Below are 19155 nucleotides of genomic sequence, written 5' to 3'. Positions count from 1 at the left end.
GAAATGAGGTGGTCAAAGTGGAAGGGTTACAAGAAGTAAGAAGTGATGTTCAAGAAATAAAGCAAGATATTAAGGACATTCGCTTAGAGATTAAAAGTTTAGAAATGCGGACAACAGGTAACGAGAAAGACATTATCAATATCAATAAGCAATTAGATAAAATTAGCGCTAATACTACCTGGATCTTGCGACTTATTGTAGGTGGAATTATAGGCGCAGCACTCACTTTCTTAATGAAAGGAGGTGGTATGTAATGTTTGAAATTACTGTAATGATTGGAATTGTAGTTGGTCTTTCACAGATTGGAAAAACAATTGGATTACAAACAAAATATGTTCCGTTACTAAATTTAACGCTTGGCATTGTGCTAGGCGTTTTATTTTTGGGCGGAGATATCAAAACAAATGTATTTCAAGGAATCATCATTGGATTGTCAGCAAGTGGATTATTTGACCACACAAAAATTATAAAAAAGGATGTTGATGCTAAATGAAAAAGACAATGAAACATATTACCTCGTTCCTTATGATTCTAGTACTTGTTGGTTCTTTTGCTACAAGTGCTTTTGCTGATAGAACGCTTATTATCCCTGATTTACCAAAACAACCATACCGTTATGGTGTAGGTGCTTATGAGGGAGTTGTAGCACATTCTACAGCAACTCCAGAAGCTCCAGCTATTAACATTCAAAAATATGAGTCTCGTACATGGAGAAATGCATTTGTTCACTATGCAGTCGATTGGGATGAAACAATCCAAATTGCTGATACAAAATACATTGCTTATGGTGGCGGTCCTGCTGCTAATAAACGATTTGTACATGTAGAGTTATGCGAAACAGCGGACTATACAAAATTCAAACGCAGCTATGACAAATACGTTAAGTTACTAGCTAAAATCTTACGTGACCGTGGGTTATCTGTAGAAAAAGGATTGTGGACACATAGCGATGTAACTCATTACCTTGGCGGTACGGATCATGAAGATCCAATTGATTACTTAAAGTCTCATGGCGTTTCAGAAGCTCAATTTAGAGCAGATGTACAACGAGCATATAATAATTCTAGTGTGGATGTTTCTGTTCCTGAGAAGCCATCTAAACCAGCGGAAGTACCAACAGCAGTAACAGACGGTATCGCCTATATTGAAGGTTACAACGTTAACTTACGTAAAGGACCAGGTACAAGCTATTCTAAGATTAGTCAATTAAACAAACCAGAATCTTATATTGTGTGGGCGGAAAAGGATGGTTGGTTAAATCTTGGTGGAGATCAGTGGATTAAGAACGATCCATCTTATGTGAAGTTTAATAAGAAAAGCACCGTAGATTCTTCTATTGTTGGAAAGCGTGTTGTCTCAAAAGTTAACAATCTACGTTTCTATGATGCTCCATCTTGGCAGGATAAAGATGTGGCTGGTTCTGTAGATGCAGGATTAGGATTCACAATTGATGCAAAAGTAAGTGTTAATGGTTCACCACAATATAAAGTTCACAATAGCAAAGGTAAAACATACTATGTAACAGCTATTGAAGCTTATGTCTATGTGAGGTAAGGTGAAAAAAGGTTCTCAGTTAAGAGAACCTTTTTATTTATCTCCAACGCCATTCTATTTCATTTGAATCAAAGTAGACGGCAGGTATTCCAATTCCCTCTAATTGATTATTTTTAGATACAAACCAATTGTTTTCATCCAATAGGATTGGATTTACATCATCTAAAGGCGGATTATTTTCATCAACCATTTTGTTAAGAAACTCTTTGAAATCAGAAATATTATTAGTGAAATTAATATTCCCATACATCCAAAAACCATCACCATTTGCATTTGAAATGTCACCTAAATGTATGTCTTTAAAGTATAGCTTCATAGCGAATATCCCTCTCATTTCTTAATGTTAAAGTATTTACTAGGAATTTCCCCTCTAATAAGGTATTCAGTATCCCTTTTAGTCCAATTTAAAGCGAGATTTTTCCAGTGATCTGTAGTTGCGGAATCTTGCTTTATTAAACGCTCTATTTGCTTAGGGCTTAAAATAGCAACATCTTTTACTTCACCTTCTCTAATCCCTTTTCTTAAAGCAGGTAAATCAATATCAATAATATTTTTACCATAATTACTTGCAACCTCAGGGTTTATCGAGAAACTAGTATAAGGACTATTATGTTTTGCTCCTCTGCGATATCCACCTAAGATATGTTCGGTTACAGTTACTTGTCGGCCCTTATACATCCCTTCTTTATTTGCTGGAATTAAGTTGCCGTTCTCACCGATATGTGGTTTACCAATACCATTTGGTCGTGTTGCTGATTTTAAGTAATCCTCTCCTCGTAAAAGATTTTTACTTTCTATTGCAGCATGCGTCATCTTAACGCCTTTTCCTACTTTAGCAATTTTACCAATGGGTGTTAGTCCGGCAACTGCCATTCCACCTGCAAAAATTCTATCCCAGGTTGACAGTTTTTCTCCGGTAGAAGGATCAACTCCATCCCAAGCTCTTCTAATATCATACTCACCAGTTAATTCACCAGTAATATCTCGAGCTAGTTTACTGCCATCAAATCCTTTTTCTTCAGAAGAGGGTTTACCACACATTGCACCTTCTTCCATTGTAACATCTTGATTATCTGTGTTGCGGAATTTTTCGGCAATGCGTTTCAAATCCTCTTCCACTTGTATAATTGAATTGATAGATGTAAAAACTTTTGGTCTCGCATCATTGAACATTTGAATGAACTGTTGATTAGAGGCCCCAATCCATTGAAAACACAAATGATCAATTTCATTACATAAATTATTATGTATAGATTCTAATGCGATTCGGGTATTACTTGCACGATTCGCAACTGCTTCTAGCATTTCAGGTGTTACTTTAATTTGAACCATTTTTCTCCTCCCTTTCCCAATTAAAATTATGAAATAAAAAGAAAAAAATGTAAATGCAGAAATTTTAGATAAATTCAAAGTCTTTATATAAACTAAAACCTGTTTAACAGCAAATGAAACCTATGTATATGTGAAGTAATTTTCTATAAAAGAATAGTTTTATAAATAAAAATATTATCTGATTCTATAAGTAGGTAATTATATCTTGAATTTCAGATTTATAAATGTTAGTGTAAATATACACCGTTTCTTATTTATCTATGAACCAGTATCTGTAGAACAAATAGATTAATTTAAAAAATCCCCTTTTGCATCCATATGCAGAAGGGGATTTTTATTTTTATGAGATTTAAAATTTACTTTTAGATAATGCTTTAAGTACGGGTTTTACAATTAAACCTATTAAACGAAATCCTTTGAATATAGAGCGTACAACCTTCATAATATACCCTCCCTAAAAAATGGTCATTCTATTTATTCATTTTATTTAAAGCTTTATCCATTTGGCGTTCGTTTGCTTGTGTAGCACTACTTGTCGCATTTTCTACACCGCGGTAGTTGTATTTAGAGTTTTGCCAGAAGTCGAAAGCGAAATCTTTTAATGGCTTTTCTGATGCATTTTTATCAACAACTTGTGATTTGAAAATATTCGTTAACATGTACTCATGGTTAGAGATATCTTTAATATAATTTTTATCTTTATATTCTTTAATAATGGCATCGCCAAACTGTTTTACTTCATCTTTAGATGGTTTGTAATCGTGAGCATATCTACTCACTTCATCAAACTTTTCATTTGGATTTTTATTACTTGATGCAACTTCTTTAATTTTTTCTTCCCATTTAGCTGTTGTTGTAACAGCTTCCTTTGTTTTATCTTTTGATTTTGGGTCGTCATTAGCAATATCGATAATCATTATGACAACAAGGATTGCAAAAATCGCAATAATACCTAGACAACCAAATTTGAAAAATTTCTTCATAAATTGTTCCCCCTAGTTAATGTTAATAACTGTATCATTATATCAAATTTCAAGGATTTCTGTATTATCTAAATAAAAACGAGCTGAATGGAAGTCCAACTCGTTTTGTCCCTTTTCCCCAGTGACGCCCCACCTTTGCCCCACTTTATAGAAAAAGATAGAAAATGATTAGAAAAGCTCATGGACTAAAACGTTGATATAGCAAGTTATTTGTAATGATAAAAAAACAAATAAAAGGGGTGCATGTATATTTAGGACAAGTATAGAAGAAATCATAAAGCCTAGTGTAGTTCAAAAAATTTAATTCTGTATGCGTTAACGGGAATAGTAAATGGGAATACATATAGGAAGAGAGTGATCGTAAACGACCACTCTCTTTTGACCACGCAGACCACATTGACCACAACTTGTACCACATTTATTATTTACTTTATGTCCATTTTGTCTAAAATAGAAAATATAGCTGGACAAAAACACACGTTTTAACACATAATGGACACAATGCTTCTTTAGAGGTGTAAAGAAAAAACATTGACAAATATAAAATGGCTAGCTATAATTTTGTTTGTTGCCTTGAGGTGATATGATATGAAATGGTCCATCCATCAATTGAATAAATTGAGAAATAAAGGATTGACATTGGATGAGATGGTAGATGTAAGTGAGCTAAAAGAGGTCGAGAAAGATATTCGTGAAATTAATCCTGTTCATGTAACGGGAAGAGTTGATTTTGGCTCCGGTAAGTTTACGTTTCATCTACATATAACTGGAAGCATGGTTTTACCATGTTCTCGCTCTTTAGTAGATGTGACATTACCATTTGACATTAAAACAACTGAGGTGTTCCAAACTTCACAAGAAGAATTTGAAACTGAAGCTGAAATTCATTGTTTAGAAGGAGAAGTACTTGACTTACTGCCCGTAATCAAGGAAAATATACTTTTGGAGATTCCAATGCAAATTTTCAGTGATGATGTTTCTGGTGGAGCACCGACGCAAGGTCAAGACTGGCAAGTGATTTCGGAAGAAGACAAAGAAAAGACTGTTGATCCAAGATTGGCAGGACTTGCAAAGTTTTTTGACAAATAATCGGAAGACTGGTTCAGGCCTTCATATGAAAATAACTATTTCTTTTAAGGAGGTGGGAAGAATGGCTGTACCTTTTAGAAGAACTTCTAAAACAGTAAAAAGAAAGCGTCGTACGCATTTCAAATTATCAGTACCTGGTATGGTAGAGTGCCCAAGCTGTGGTGAAGCGAAATTAGCTCACCGTGTATGTAAAGCATGCGGTACTTACAAAGGTAAAGAAGTAATCAGCAAGTAATTGCGGGAAAATAAACGCAGAAGATATCTTCTGCGTTTATTTTTTTTGTCTTAATCTTTAGTTGTTGTATTCTATCTTTTCTAGTAACTGCATATGCTTAATAAAAAATGCATAGGGAGGACTAGAGAAATGGCGACAACAAGACAAGATGCTTGGACTGATGATGAAGATTTGCTTCTGGCAGAAGTAGTACTCCGGCATATTCGAGAAGGTGGAACACAACTTTCTGCCTTTAAGGAAGTGGGGAAAAATTTATCTCGTACACCAGCAGCATGTGGATTTAGATGGAATTCTTACGTAAGAAAGCAATATAAAGAACGTATTGAGGAAGCGAAGCAACTTCGTAAAGTAGAAAATTATGAAGTGAAAGAGACAAAAGTGTTAGAACCTACGTCAATTACGTTGAATGATGTTATTGATTTCTTGCAAAATTATAAAGATGAAAACTCTTTAACGGTGTTGCAACAACAAGTTGAAGCATTACAAACAGAAAGAGAGCGTCTTCTGGAGCGATTATCAGTATATGAGGAAGAGTATAGAACATTGCTTGATTATATCGATCAAAAAAGAAGTGTAATGGTAGCGGAAAGAAACAATGCTCGCTCGACTGAGAAGTTAGAGAAGCTTAAGAAATAAAAAAACAGCTGTTATACAGCTGTTTTTTTTATTTCTTAAGCCGATTCTTCATTTGTAACCGCATTCAAATTTGTTTCTGGATGCCAAATATAAAAATCTCCATCAGTTACTGATACGGGGCTGAAATTTAATTTATCCCAAAAACCAGCTGAATGAATACGCGCTATCGTTTTAATAGGAAATTGGAGTTGCTTCGCATGATTTACAAGCATTTGTCCGAATCCTTGTTTTTGAAAAGTTGGTAATACTTCAAGTTTATAAAGTTCTAGGTAAGGACCTGTAATTTCGAATGGTTCTCCGCCGTTTCTTTTCATATATAGACTCATACGTGCGATTAGTGATCCGCCATAATAAATACCGTAAAATGGAGATTCACTGTCGTTTTCAATAATGTTTGCTTGCAATTCTTCCAGCATAGATAGTTCCTGGGCTCCGCACCCTTTAAATTTTTTGAATTCATCTAACGTTTTATAATTGATGAGCAAGCGCTCAACTTTTGGGAATCCCATTACATCACATCCTTTTCTTATCTCGTTGAATGCAGAAAAGTAAAAATATTTATAATAATAGTATAACTCATTTTTTTATTTTTATGAAGAAGATAGTATATTTCTTTTATTATTTTTTTGAGGATTTGCTAAACTAAGAGTATAAGCGTATTAATAGGCAGTATATACATAGTGAAAAGTGAGAGTGTATTTGTTTGGCAGAGGACAACGAAATTATAGGGTGTGCTTATGTACTTTAAAAAGATATAAAAAAGGGGGGGAGGCAAGGGCGCTTAATGTGAATCCCTTGTGTGAAAATGAAAATTGGAATTGTCGGACCAGGTGCTATTGGTCTATTGTATACATTTTATTTACAAAAAAGTAACCAAGATGTTACGTTGTTTACAAGAACAGCTAAGCAAGCTGAAGAGTTAAATGAAACAGGTGTAACTTGTATTAGAGATGGAAGATGTGAAACAGTATATCCAGCTGTTTTACCGATAGAAAGTATGGTAGCGCAAAATTTAGATTATATATTTATTGCTGTGAAGCAATATCATATAGATGACATACTACCGTTTGTGGAAGGTGCATCATCATTAATCTTTTTGCAAAACGGAATGTCGCATCTTCCAAAGATGCTGCAAATAGGGAGTGAAAATATAGCTGTTGGTATTGTAGAACATGGTGCGAAAAAAGAGGGAGGGCACATCGTTCATCATACTGGAGTAGGTGTAACGAGATTTGGAGTGGTTTGTGGCCAATCTATACATTTTAAAAAAATATTTCATTCTTTTCCGGTTGCTTATTTTCCAGTTCAAATAGAAACAGATTGGGAAGAGATTATGCGCAAAAAATTAGTAGTAAATGTATGTATCAATCCGTTGACAGCGTTATTGGGAGTTAAGAATGGTGAATTAATCACGAATCGTTTTTTTTATCAAATGATGGAGCAAGTGTTTCAGGAGGTCGCATTTCTTATTAGAGGAGAAAAAGAAATGGTATGGCAAATGGTACGAAATGTGTGTGAAGGAACGTCTCGTAATACATCCTCTATGTTAGCGGATGTAAGAGCGAATAGACAGACGGAAATTAATGCGATTGTTGGGTATGTATTAGAAGAGGCTAAGAAACAGCAACGACCAGTTCCGACACTTCAATTTTTATTTGATGCAATAAAAGGGTTAGAAACAAGAGTATAAGTGTTATTCTTTGCTTTTACGTGAAACATTGACTACAATGTGGATTGGTGAGAGAACTGGATACGAAAGGAAGAATTATATGGAGATAAAAGAAATCTCTGTTCCGCAACAAGGTGTTGTAGCGGACTATATGAACGGTAAACAAGAGATACAGTCATGTTTTGATTATATGTTAACAGAAGATGCTTTTAAACAACGTTTACATGATTTGCGTGAAAGGGAGTTTTTCCGCCAAGATTTAGTAGCGCATTTATTAGAATATAATACAAAATTACAAGCGGGAGAATCTACACTTCAAAATGTAAAAGCGCTTGGAGATGAAAATACATATGTTGTTATAGCTGGACAACAAGCGGGGTTATTAACTGGACCGCTTTATACAATTCATAAAGTTATTTCAATTTTACAGCTTGCAAAGGAAAAGGAAGAAAGTTTAGGAGTTAAAGTTGTCCCTGTCTTCTGGATTGCGGGTGAAGATCATGATATGGATGAGATTAACCATACTTTTGTAGCGAAAAATAAAAAGATGAAAAAAACTATTTTTTATGATCGTAATCCGAAAAAGGCGAGTGCTTCTGAGTCTGAACTTTCTGTTGAAGATTGTAGAAGTTGGATTGAAGAGATTTTTAAAACATACCCAGAAACAAATTTTACAAAGGATGTATTAAAATTTGTTGATGATGCTTTGAAAAAATCGAATACGTATGTAGATTTCTTTGCTCATCTTATTACGAAAATCTTTGCTAATTCTGGTTTAATCCTTGTTGATTCACATCATCCTGAATTAAGAAAGTTAGAAATTCCATTTTTTAAGCGAATTATAAGTAAGTATAAAGAGGTGCAAGAGGGGCTTCGTAATCAGCAGGAAGTAATTAAAGAACTAGGATACAAACCGATTATTGAAACGAAGTCTCATGCAGTGCATATATTCATGGAAATAGATAATGAACGAGTATTGCTTGAAGAGCATCAAGGTAAGTTTGTTGGAAAGGATGGGGCGCATTCCTTTTCATATGAAGAGTTGATTGAAGAAATGGAGAGAAATCCGGCACGTTTTAGTAATAATGTTGTAACGCGTCCTCTTATGCAAGAGTATGTATTTCCTACGCTCGCATTTATTGGAGGGCCAGGGGAATTAGCTTATTGGAGTGAATTACAACAAGTATTCCATACTGTCGGTTTTCAAATGCCACCTGTCGTTCCTCGTCTTACAATTACTTATGTGGAGAGAGATATAGCGACAGATTTATTCGATCTGCAATTGAGAGAAAGTGATCCGTTTTTAAATGATGTCGATAAACTGCGTGAAAACTGGTTGTCTAATCGAGTAGAGGAACCGATTGATGATCATTTTGAAAAGGCGAAAAAAGAAATTGCTGATATTCATATATCTTTACAGCAATTTGTAAAGAAAATAGAGCCAGGATTAGGTGCGTTTGCAGGGAAAAACGAATTGAAAATTAATGAACAAATTGAACTGCTGGAAAGAATGTTGAAAAGAAATGTTGAGAAAAAGTATGAGGTTCAGCTAAATAAATTCCGCCGTATACAATTCGCACTTCGTCCATTAGGTGCGCCGCAAGAACGTGTGTGGAATGTATGTTATTATTTAAATCAGTTTGGTTTGGATTTCGTTGATCGTGTAATGGAAAACCCTTTTTCTTGGGACGGAAAACATCATGTTATAAAACTATAAAATCTTGCTCTTTGGAGCAGGATTTTATTTTTATTCCGTTGAATTTACTGTGAAGTGATTTTTTTCTGAATTATCAATCAAAAAAATGTTGGATATGGTAATTGTGTTGGATACTTAAATATATGACAAAATAGCACAAAATGTAAACGTATTATTCGCTTTTTCGACAGTTTTTTATTTAAATTCCCGCAAAAGATGATAAAATTTAGTATATAATAAAAGAAAATAGCGATTTGTATAGTATGTTGCCTTTGTTGGTAAGTTAAATGAGTCGTTCTTTCGTATTATTTCATTCTCTAAGCGTGAAATATGTGCTTAGAGGAAGGGATACATTCAACATAATTAATTGGAAAAAGAGTAGGTGCAACAATGTTTAAACACGTAACAGTGCTTTTAAAGGAAACAGTAGACGGCTTAGATATAAAGCCAGATGGTACATATGTAGATTGTACACTGGGGGGAGGAGGACATAGTTCTTATTTATTATCCCAATTAACTGAAGGTGGAAAATTAATAGCGTTTGATCAAGATGAGATAGCGATTCAAAACGCGAAAGAAAAGTTCTCTTCATACGGTGAACAGTTTATAACAGTAAAGAGTAACTTCCGTTATTTAGCTGAAAAACTGCAAGAAATAGGTATAACAGAAGTAGACGGTATTTTATTTGATTTAGGTGTTTCATCCCCACAATTAGATACACCAGAACGAGGCTTTAGTTATCATCATGATGCACCGCTAGATATGCGGATGGATCAAGATGCCCCATTAACAGCGTATGATGTTGTAAATAGCTGGTCATATGAACAACTTGTAAGGATTTTCTTCCAATACGGTGAAGAGAAATTTTCAAAACAAATTGCAAGAAAAATTGAAGCTTATCGTGAGAATAAAGCTATTGAAACGACAGGAGAATTAGTAGAGCTAATTAAAGAAGGTATTCCGGCTCCTGCTCGTAGAACGGGTGGGCATCCTGCTAAGCGAGTGTTTCAGGCAATTCGTATAGCTGTAAATGATGAATTAAAAGTATTTGAAGAAGCATTGGAATCTGCTATTGAGGTGGTTAAGCCAGGTGGAAGGGTTAGTGTTATAACATTCCATTCATTAGAAGATCGTATTTGTAAAACAACGTTTAAGCGAAATAGTACAACGCCACAATTGCCGCCAGGATTACCGATTATTCCTGAAGAATTTAAGCCGAAATTAAAGCTTATTACAAGAAAACCGATTTTACCTTCTGATATAGAGTTAGAAGAAAATAATCGTGCGCGTTCTGCGAAGTTGAGAATCGCTGAAAAACGATAAAAGGGAGAGAGAGGTATGACTAATTTAGCTGTAAAGTACAAACAACAAGCGCAAGAAGAGGTGCAAATTCAAACGCCCCCACAGCAGATGGCTAAGCCGAAGGTTAAAGCGAAAATTACAAGAATCGAAAAACTGTTGTATGTAGCGTTTATTGGCTTTTTATTGTATGCCTGTGTCGCGTTTATTGGAAATAAAGCAGGCCTTTATCAAGTTAATGTAGAAGCAGCGACGATAGAAGAAAAAATTGTACAGCAGCAAAAAGAAAATCAAGAATTACAAGCTGAAGTAGAGAAGTTAAGTCGCTATGAACGAATCGCTGAAGTTGCAAAAAAACATGGGCTAGAAATTAATGCGAATAATGTGAAAGGCCTCAAATAAGGCAATAGGTGTGAAGGAACGATGAAGAATATGACTAAATTTCATACCAATAAGGGAGCAGGTTATTTTATGATATTTTTCCTCCTGCTCTTTTTGCTGTTATTAGCCCGATTTTTTTACATACAATCAACAGGAACAGTTCATAATCAGGATTTAGATGCACTTGCTAAACAAAAGCATAGTAAAACAGGAGTTCTTGAAGCGAACCGAGGAACCATTTATGATCAAAACGGTCATGTGTTAGCGCAAGACGCAAACTCTTACAAAATGGTAGCTGCACTAAAAGGTGCTAACTCAGTTGAGAATAAAGAAGATACTGCAAAGAAAATTGCAGGAGTACTTGGAAAAGGCGAAGAGGATATTTTAGCCACGTTAAATAAAGATAAAAGTCAAGTGGAATTTGGGAAGATAGGTAAGGGCTTGACGAAAGAAAAGAAAGAACAAATAGAAGCATTGAAATTGCCAGGGGTTTCTTTTATTACCGAAAATGCGAGAGTTTATCCAAATGGTGATTTCGCATCTTATGTTATAGGGCATGCGAAACCGAATGAAGATGGAATTGCAGTAGGTCAATTTGGATTAGAAAAAAGTTTGGATAAATATTTAGGAGCTTCAAATGGAGAGGTAGCTTATACAGGTGATCGTAGGGGGGTATCTCTTGACGGTGGGAAAGTGAATGTGAAGGCACCTAAAAATGGAGATAATGTATATTTGACAATGGATCAACGTATTCAAAGTTATTTAGAAGACGCGATGAAATCGGCGAGTCAACATTATGAGCCGGAAAGTTTAATTGGAATTGTGGCGGATCCGAAAACGGGGAAAATATTAGCAATGTCTAGTAAACCTAGTTATGATCCGAACATAGAGAATAATAAATATTTTTATAATGACGCAATTGCCAATGCATTTGAACCGGGATCAACAATGAAAATTTTCACGTTAGCGGCAGCTATTAATGAAGGTGTGTACAAAGGGCAAGATTATTATCAGTCCGGGACATATCAAGTCGGAAATAGGAAAATAAAAGATCATAACGGTGGTGCTGGTTGGGGCTCTATCACGTTTGATGAAGGGGTAGAGCGTTCTTCAAACGTAGCGTTTGCAATTTTAGGAGATCAAAAACTTGGTCCAGAACGTTTCCGAAAATATATTCATAGTTTTGGATTAGATGAAAAAACGAACATTGATTTATCAGGTGAAGGATCGAATACAATTTTATTTGATCAGCAAATACAACAAGTGACAACAGCTTTTGGACAAGGTTCCACTGTAACACCAATTCAGCTTGTACAAGCTGCAACGGCCATTGCAAATGATGGGAAAATGATGAAACCTTATGCAATTGATAAAATTGTAGATCCAATAACAGACAAAGTAAAATTAGAACATAAGCCAGAAGAAGTAGGAAAACCTGTTACAAAGGAAACAGCAGCGCAAGTAAGACAGTTATTAGAACGTGTTGTTACATCTCCGAAAGGTACAGGGACAGCTTATAAAATTGATGGATATTCAGTTGGTGGTAAAACAGGTACAGCGCAAATTCCGGATGGAAAAGGCGGCTATATGACAGGAAGACAGAATTATATATTCTCATTCTTAGGTATGGCACCAATGGACGATCCACAACTTGTTGTGTATGTAGCTGTTAAACAGCCGAAATTAAAAGATGATGAGAACGGCGCACAACCTTTAGCTGATATTTTTAAATATGTAACAAAAAATAGTTTAGAGTATTTAAAGATTAAGCCAAATGAAGTGAAAGATCCGAAAAAACATCTGAAAGAACAACAAACTACTGTTCCAGATGTAACTGGTAAAACGATGGCTGAAGCGGGGAAAGCGATTGATAAAGCAAAACTTCGTCCAATCGTACTAGGTGAAGGGAAAGTACAGCAACAAGTACCAAAAGCGACTGAACAAACATTAAAAGGCGACCGAGTCTTCTTGGTAGGAGATAAGCCTACAATGCCAAATATACAAGGATGGGCACTGCGTGATGTTATGAATTTAGCGAAGACATTACAGCTTAACTTGAAACCTTCTGGTACAGGATACGTAACAGAACAAAGTGTGGCGGAAGGAACATTATTACAACCTGGTACAGAATTAGGTGTCACACTCGTACCGCCACTCGAACCACAACAAGAAGCAGAAAAGCCGTAATGGTAAAAGAGAAGAAGTTCTAATTAAATAAGTACAAGCATATATTGGAACAAGCTAGGCGTAAGGGAGGCTTGTTCCGATATGCGTGTATCAAATGTAACAGTTAGAAAACGACTTATTTTTATACTTATATCAGGTATACTTATTTTCACTATTATCGATATTCGTCTTGGATATGTGCAATTTTTTCTTGGGAATATGTTAACGGATCGTGCGAAAGATTCATGGAGTCGTAATATTACTTTTGAACCCGAACGTGGGAAAATTTTAGACCGAAATGGTGTGGAACTTGCCACGAATAAAAGTGCTCCAACTGTCTTTGTTGTACCAAGGCAAATTGAAAAACCAGCAGAGACTGCAGAGAAGTTAGCTGCAGTATTAGGTGTGGAAAAAGATGAGATTTATAAAAGAATTACAAAAAAAGAATCGATTGTAAGGTTAGATAAAGGCGGAAGGAAAATATCACATGACAAAGCGAAAGAAGTACGAGGATTAAGTTTGAAGGGCGTGTATATCGCAGAGGATTCTATCCGGTACTATCCATTTGGAAACTTTTTATCACATGTATTAGGTTTTGCTGGTAGCGATAACCAAGGTCTTATGGGACTAGAAAAATATTATGATAAAGAGCTAAATGGAGACAAAGGTCATGTGCGTTTTTTTGCAGATGCGAAAGGGCAAAGGATGCCTAATGTTGGTGATGATTTCAAAAAACCAGAAGCCGGTTTAAATTTAGGATTAACAATCGATGCGCGTATTACAAGGATTATGGAAAGAGAAATGAATATTGCGGAGTCAACTTATAATCCAGACGGTATGATTGCAATTGCAATGAACCCTAAAAATGGTGAAATTTTAGGGATGTCTAGTCGGCCGAGTTTTGATCCAGCGGATTTTCAAAGTGTCTCTCCAGAAGTGTATAACAGAAATCTACCTGTGTGGAGTACGTATGAGCCTGGTTCAACATTTAAGATCATTACCCTAGCTGCAGCATTGAATGAAAATTTAGTAGACTTAGAGAAGGATACGTTTTATGATGATGGAGCAGCTGAAGTCGGTGGAGCTAGATTGAAATGCTGGAAAGCAGGAGGTCATGGCAGTCAAACGTTTTTAGAAGTCGTTCAAAACTCATGTAACCCGGGATTTATTGAACTTGGTGATCGCCTTGGTAAAGACCGATTATTTAAATACATTCGTAATTTTGGTTTTGGGCAGAAGACTGGGATTGACTTGCAAGGTGAAGGCAGTGGGATTTTATTTAATTTAGATAAAGTTGGTCCAGTAGAGCAAGCGACAACTTCATTCGGCCAAGGGGTTTCTGTTACACCAATTCAACAAGTAGCAGCTGTAGCGGCGGCTGTAAATGGTGGAACATTGTATCAGCCGTATATAGCTAAGGAGTTTATTGATCCGAAAAATAATCAAGTTGTTAGTAAAAAGACACCTGTTGAGAAAAGAAAAGTTATTTCCAAGGAAACTTCAGAAAAAGTTCGTTATGCATTAGAGAATGTTGTAGCGAAAGGTTCTGGTAAAGGTGCTTATATTGATGGATATCGTGTAGGTGGAAAAACGGGTACTGCTCAAAAGGTGAAAGATGGTAAATATTTAGAGAATAATTATATTGTATCTTTTATCGGATTTGCTCCAGCGGATGATCCAGAGATTGTTGTGTATGTTGCTGTTGATAATCCAAAAGGGGTTACACAGTTTGGTGGAGTGGTAGCAGCTCCAATTGTCGGGAATATCCTTCGAGATGCGCTTCCTGTTATGGGAGTGAAACCGAGAAAAGAACAAGTTGAAAAAGAATATAAATGGGGCGATACACCAACTGTGGAAGTTCCGAATTTAATTGGAATGAAAAAGAAAGATTTACAAACACAACTCGTCGATTTGCAGCTTGATATAAGTGGAGATGGAGAGAAAGTAATTAAGCAATCACCAGAAGCGGGAGCTAAAGTAAAAGAAGGCTCAAAAATTAGAATTTACTTCGGGAATTAAAGGTAACATAGTACGTTTTATGGTACAATTGGTGGAAGTGAGTTCTTTATAGAACAGTTACTTAACTTGAGACAATAAGTGTCTCAGTCATAAATAGGCCAGTAGCACTTACCTCCTTATATAGGAGGTAATGTGTTGCTTACTGAAAAAAAGATAAATAAACAATGTAGAGAGGGTTTAGTGAAATGAAGTTGCATACACTTTTATCATGTTTGCATGATTTTCCAGTTGTTCCAAAAGAAAATCCAGAAATCACATCTATAGAAGCTGATTCACGTAAAGTGAAAGAAGGAAGCTTATTTGTATGTATGAAAGGATATACGGTTGATAGCCATGATTTTGCTAAGCAAGCAGCGGCACAAGGAGCGGCTGCTATTGTTGCGGAAAGACCAATTGATGTTGACGTTCCAGTTGTACTTGTGAAAAATACTTTTCGTTCGTTAGCGGTTTTAGCTGATTATTTTTATGGTCAACCGACACACAAGTTACATTTAATCGGAATTACAGGTACAAATGGAAAGACAACAACATCGCATATTATGGATGAGATTATGCGAGCACATGGTCATAAAACAGGGCTAATTGGAACGATTAATATGAAAATCGGTGATGAAACATTTGAGGTGAAAAATACAACACCAGATGCACTAACACTTCAACAGACGTTTTCAAAAATGGTTGAACAAGGTGTGGACAGCACGGTAATGGAAGTTTCGTCACATGCGTTAGATCTTGGTCGTGTATACGGATGTGATTACGATGTAGCGGTGTTTACGAACTTAACACAAGATCATTTAGACTATCATAAAACGATGGAAGAATATAAACATGCAAAAGGGTTACTATTTGCACAGCTTGGCAATAGTTATAATCATAATCGTGAAAAGTACGCTGTGCTGAATAGCGATGATAATGTAACAGAAGAGTATATGAGAAGTACTGCAGCAACTGTTGTAACATATGGTATTGATACAACAAGTGACATTATGGCAAAAAATATCGTTATGACGAGTGGCGGAACTACATTTACCCTTGTCACACCGTATGAAAGTGTAAATGTTACGATGAAATTAATAGGTAAATTTAATGTATATAACGTACTTGCAGCAACAGCAGCAGGACTTGTTTCGGGTGTGAAATTAGAAACAATCATTGCTGTTATAAAGGAACTAGCTGGGGTTCCAGGGCGTTTTGAAGTTGTTGATGGAGGACAAAATTATACAGTTATTGTTGATTACGCACATACGCCGGATAGTTTAGAAAATGTATTAAAAACTGCAAAACAATTCGCAAAAGGTGATGTGTATTGTATCGTTGGTTGTGGTGGCGATAGGGACCGAACGAAGAGACCGATAATGGCAAGTGTTGCAACAAAATATGCAACTCATGCAATTTACACATCAGATAATCCAAGAAGTGAAGATCCAGCGGCTATTTTAGATGATATGGTACATGGTGCAAGTGGAAATAATTATGAAGTGATTATTGATAGAAAAGAAGCGATACACCATGCAATCACTAAAGTAAAAGCAGATGATATCATTATTATTGCTGGTAAGGGTCATGAAACGTATCAAATTATTGGTAAAGAAGTTCATCATTTTGATGATCGAGAAGTTGCGAAAGAAGCAATTACAGGGCGTTTAAACAACGAAGAGTAACAACGTGAGAGGAGGACTACATGTGCTTGAGCAAGGTTTATTAGTAACGGCTGGGGTAGCATTCTTAATTTCTGTTGCCCTTTCGCCATTGTTTATTCCATTTTTAAGAAAATTAAAGTTCGGACAGAGTATTCGTGATGAGGGACCAAAGTCACATCAAAAAAAATCAGGGACACCGACAATGGGTGGTATCGTCATATACGTATCTATGATGGTAACTTCACTTATTATGGCGATTAAGTTTAATTATTTAGGTGCAGAGGTTTCGTTATTACTATTAGTGACGTTTGGTTACGGATTAATCGGATTTTTAGATGACTACATAAAGGTAGTTAAGAAGAGAAATCTTGGTTTAACATCAAAACAAAAATTAGTAGGGCAGCTTGTTATTGCTATTGCATTCTTTTTAATTGGAAAAGGGCAAGCGTTCCACACATACATCATGATTTCGGGAACGGATGTTAAGTTTGAATTAGGTTGGGCGTATTTTGTACTTGTACTATTTATGCTTATTGGTGGATCAAATGCAGTTAACTTAACTGACGGTTTAGATGGTTTATTATCAGGAACAGCTGCTATTGCATTTGGAGCATTTAGTATTATTGCTGTGGCACAAGAGCAATTTGGAGTAGCGATATTCTGTATGGCAGTGGTAGGAGCTGTACTTGGATTTTTAGTATTCAATGCGAATCCAGCAAAAGTGTTTATGGGAGATACAGGTTCATTAGCTTTAGGTGGAGCCATTGCAGCTGTAGCGATTTTATTAAAACAAGAATTGCTACTTGTAATTATTGGCGGAGTATTCGTCATGGAAACTTTATCGGTTATTATTCAGGTCATTTCATTTAAAACAACAGGAAAACGTGTCTTTAAAATGAGTCCATTACACCATCATTATGAATTATGTGGTTGGTCAGAGTGGCGTGTTGTTGTGACGTTTTGGTCTGCAGGATTTTTATTAGCTGTGTTAGGAATTTATATCGGGGTGTGGATGTAATTGAAAACTGTAACTGAATTTCAAAATAAGAATATTCTTGTATTAGGCATTGCAAAAAGTGGTTATGCAGCAGCTACATTGTTACAAAAGTTAGGGGCGAATGTCATTGTAAATGACGGAAAGCCTTTAGCTGACAATGTACTTGCTGCAGAATTACAAGCAAAAGGAATGGACGTTGTATGCGGTGGCCATCCTTTAGAATTATTAGAGAGAAATATTTCTCTTGTCGTTAAAAATCCAGGAATCCCGTATTCTAATCCAATATTAGTTGCTGCGAAAGAAAAGCAAATTCCAATTGTTACGGAAGTTGAATTAGCATATCGTATTTCAAAAGCGCCATTTGTTGGAATTACAGGATCTAATGGTAAAACGACGACAACAATGCTGACATTTGAAATGTTAAAAGAAGGACAAAAGCATCCTGTTATTGCAGGGAATATAGGAACTGTAGCTTGTGAAGTAGCACAGGATGCAAAAGAAAATGAAGTTGTAGTTACAGAACTTTCATCGTTCCAATTGATGGGAGTAGAATCGTTCCAGCCTAAAATTGCAGCGTTCTTAAACTTATTTGAAGCCCACTTAGATTATCATGGGACGAAGAAGGAATATGGTTTAGCAAAAGCAAATGTTTTTAAAAACCAAACAGAAAACGATTATAGTGTAATAAACGCGGATGATGCAGATGTGATGGCTTTATCTGCGGATACTAAAGGTCAAAAAATCTTGTTTTCGACAACGAAAGAAATTGAAGATGGCGCGTGTATAAAAGATAACGCTCTTTATTTCAAAGGTGAAAAAGTTGTTGAAGTAAGCGATATCGTTTTACCTGGTCAACATAATCTAGAAAATATTTTAGCTGCGATGAGTATTGCGAAATTATTAGGTACTTCTAATGAAGCAATTACGGTCGTGTTAAAACGTTTTACGGGTGTAAAACATCGTTTAGAATATGTAACAACGATTAACAACCGTAAGTTTTATAATGACTCAAAAGCAACGAATATGTTAGCGACTGAGAAAGCACTATCTGCGTTTACACAACCGATTGTGTTACTAGCAGGTGGGCTTGACCGCGGAAATGAATTCGATGATTTAATTCCGTATTTCAAAAATGTAAAAGCGATTGTAACATTTGGACAAACAGCTCCCAAACTAGTAAGAGCGGCAGAAAAAGCGGGATTAGATATAATTGAAAGTGTCGATACTTTAGATGAAGCAGTGGTGAAAGCTTATGCTCATTCTAAAGAAGGTGATGTTGTTCTTCTTTCTCCAGCGTGTGCAAGCTGGGATCAATTTAAAACATTTGAAGAAAGAGGAGACATTTTTATACAAGCTGTGCATAAACTTATATAAAGTAAATCAAAACATCAGTAGGCTAACACCTACTGATGTTTTGTTACATAGGGCAAAAGGTTCTGCCTAAAGAGGTGGTGTTTGT

19 protein-coding genes are annotated in these 19155 nt (G+C 35.8%); 15 read left to right on the top strand and 4 right to left on the bottom strand.

Features of this window, described 5'->3' with window-relative positions:
• Positions 1 to 17: 17 nt before the first annotated feature.
• From MHH27_RS19980 to MHH27_RS19970, 3 genes are read left to right on the top strand one after another with little or no spacing between them, the layout of a single operon-like run.
• Positions 18 to 254, top strand: coding sequence for a hemolysin XhlA family protein (locus tag MHH27_RS19980; protein ID WP_000398737.1), 237 nt, complete (start codon positions 18 to 20; stop codon positions 252 to 254).
• A complete protein-coding gene (locus MHH27_RS19975; protein WP_000461724.1) occupies positions 254 to 493 on the top strand; it encodes a hypothetical protein in 240 nt (79 codons plus the stop codon). Before MHH27_RS19980 ends, MHH27_RS19975 begins: the two co-directional genes overlap by 1 nt.
• On the top strand, positions 490 to 1554 hold the full coding sequence (locus MHH27_RS19970; RefSeq protein ID WP_340943827.1) for an N-acetylmuramoyl-L-alanine amidase: 1065 nt from the start codon (positions 490 to 492) through the stop codon (positions 1552 to 1554). Before MHH27_RS19975 ends, MHH27_RS19970 begins: the two co-directional genes overlap by 4 nt.
• Before the next feature lie 37 nt (positions 1555 to 1591).
• Here MHH27_RS19970 and MHH27_RS19965 read toward each other — a convergent pair whose 3' ends face one another.
• The 3 genes from MHH27_RS19965 to MHH27_RS19955 all read right to left on the bottom strand — a co-directional run bounded on the left by MHH27_RS19965 (position 1592) and on the right by MHH27_RS19955 (position 3869).
• Complete coding sequence (locus MHH27_RS19965) at positions 1592 to 1870, bottom strand: hypothetical protein (protein ID WP_071723819.1); 279 nt, start codon at positions 1868 to 1870, stop codon at positions 1592 to 1594.
• Positions 1871 to 1884: 14 nt separating this feature from the next.
• On the bottom strand, positions 1885 to 2886 hold the full coding sequence (locus MHH27_RS19960; RefSeq protein ID WP_340943823.1) for a WXG100 family type VII secretion target: 1002 nt from the start codon (positions 2884 to 2886) through the stop codon (positions 1885 to 1887).
• Between the two features lie 470 nt (positions 2887 to 3356).
• Positions 3357 to 3869, bottom strand: a complete 513-nt coding sequence (locus MHH27_RS19955; protein WP_098213870.1) for a hypothetical protein — start codon at positions 3867 to 3869, stop codon at positions 3357 to 3359.
• A 588-nt stretch (positions 3870 to 4457) separates the two neighbouring features.
• On the opposite strand from MHH27_RS19955, the gene MHH27_RS19950 reads away from it, so the two are divergent.
• From MHH27_RS19950 to MHH27_RS19940, 3 genes are all read left to right on the top strand, one after another.
• Positions 4458 to 4958 carry a YceD family protein gene (locus tag MHH27_RS19950; protein ID WP_000872146.1) on the top strand — a complete coding sequence of 167 codons (501 nt, stop codon included), beginning with the start codon at positions 4458 to 4460 and terminating at the stop codon, positions 4956 to 4958.
• Positions 4959 to 5019: 61 nt separating this feature from the next.
• Complete coding sequence (gene rpmF, locus MHH27_RS19945; protein ID WP_001984764.1) at positions 5020 to 5193, top strand: 50S ribosomal protein L32; 174 nt, start codon at positions 5020 to 5022, stop codon at positions 5191 to 5193.
• A gap of 129 nt (positions 5194 to 5322) precedes the next feature.
• On the top strand, positions 5323 to 5829 hold the full coding sequence (locus MHH27_RS19940) for an RsfA family transcriptional regulator (protein ID WP_340943816.1): 507 nt from the start codon (positions 5323 to 5325) through the stop codon (positions 5827 to 5829).
• Positions 5830 to 5864: 35 nt separating this feature from the next.
• Here the strand turns inward: MHH27_RS19940 and MHH27_RS19935 are convergent, their stop codons facing one another.
• Positions 5865 to 6338 (bottom strand): N-acetyltransferase, encoded by a 474-nt coding sequence (locus MHH27_RS19935; protein ID WP_000506690.1) that lies wholly within the window; start codon positions 6336 to 6338, stop codon positions 5865 to 5867.
• Between the two features lie 296 nt (positions 6339 to 6634).
• On the opposite strand from MHH27_RS19935, the gene panE reads away from it, so the two are divergent.
• The 9 genes from panE to murD all read left to right on the top strand — a co-directional run bounded on the left by panE (position 6635) and on the right by murD (position 19070).
• The gene (gene panE / locus MHH27_RS19930; RefSeq protein ID WP_065229348.1) at positions 6635 to 7519 is read left to right on the top strand and encodes a 2-dehydropantoate 2-reductase; all 885 of its coding nucleotides are present in this window, start codon (positions 6635 to 6637) and stop codon (positions 7517 to 7519) included.
• A gap of 79 nt (positions 7520 to 7598) precedes the next feature.
• Positions 7599 to 9215 (top strand): bacillithiol biosynthesis cysteine-adding enzyme BshC, encoded by a 1617-nt coding sequence (bshC, locus tag MHH27_RS19925; RefSeq protein WP_097924699.1) that lies wholly within the window; start codon positions 7599 to 7601, stop codon positions 9213 to 9215.
• A 369-nt stretch (positions 9216 to 9584) separates the two neighbouring features.
• Positions 9585 to 10517, top strand: coding sequence for a 16S rRNA (cytosine(1402)-N(4))-methyltransferase RsmH (gene rsmH, locus MHH27_RS19920; protein WP_097924697.1), 933 nt, complete (start codon positions 9585 to 9587; stop codon positions 10515 to 10517).
• 15 nt (positions 10518 to 10532) lie between these two features.
• The gene (gene ftsL / locus MHH27_RS19915) at positions 10533 to 10895 is read left to right on the top strand and encodes a cell division protein FtsL (RefSeq protein WP_000182804.1); all 363 of its coding nucleotides are present in this window, start codon (positions 10533 to 10535) and stop codon (positions 10893 to 10895) included.
• A gap of 30 nt (positions 10896 to 10925) precedes the next feature.
• A complete protein-coding gene (locus MHH27_RS19910) occupies positions 10926 to 13061 on the top strand; it encodes a penicillin-binding protein (protein WP_435051922.1) in 2136 nt (711 codons plus the stop codon).
• An 81-nt stretch (positions 13062 to 13142) separates the two neighbouring features.
• Entirely contained in the window at positions 13143 to 15059 is a 1917-nt protein-coding gene (locus MHH27_RS19905) for a stage V sporulation protein D (protein WP_001266235.1), read from the top strand.
• A gap of 185 nt (positions 15060 to 15244) precedes the next feature.
• The gene (gene murE, locus MHH27_RS19900; protein ID WP_097924695.1) at positions 15245 to 16720 is read left to right on the top strand and encodes a UDP-N-acetylmuramoyl-L-alanyl-D-glutamate--2,6-diaminopimelate ligase; all 1476 of its coding nucleotides are present in this window, start codon (positions 15245 to 15247) and stop codon (positions 16718 to 16720) included.
• Positions 16721 to 16742: 22 nt separating this feature from the next.
• A complete protein-coding gene (gene mraY / locus MHH27_RS19895) occupies positions 16743 to 17717 on the top strand; it encodes a phospho-N-acetylmuramoyl-pentapeptide-transferase (protein WP_340943811.1) in 975 nt (324 codons plus the stop codon).
• Entirely contained in the window at positions 17718 to 19070 is a 1353-nt protein-coding gene (murD, locus tag MHH27_RS19890; RefSeq protein WP_000860103.1) for a UDP-N-acetylmuramoyl-L-alanine--D-glutamate ligase, read from the top strand.
• Positions 19071 to 19155 lie beyond the last annotated feature (85 nt).

It is taken from the genome of Bacillus sp. FSL L8-0152 (genome assembly GCF_038006365.1).
Classification (GTDB): domain Bacteria; phylum Bacillota; class Bacilli; order Bacillales; family Bacillaceae_G; genus Bacillus_A; species Bacillus_A cereus.
Note: the sequence above shows the minus strand (reverse complement) of the source record. Positions and strands in the feature narration are given on the sequence as shown.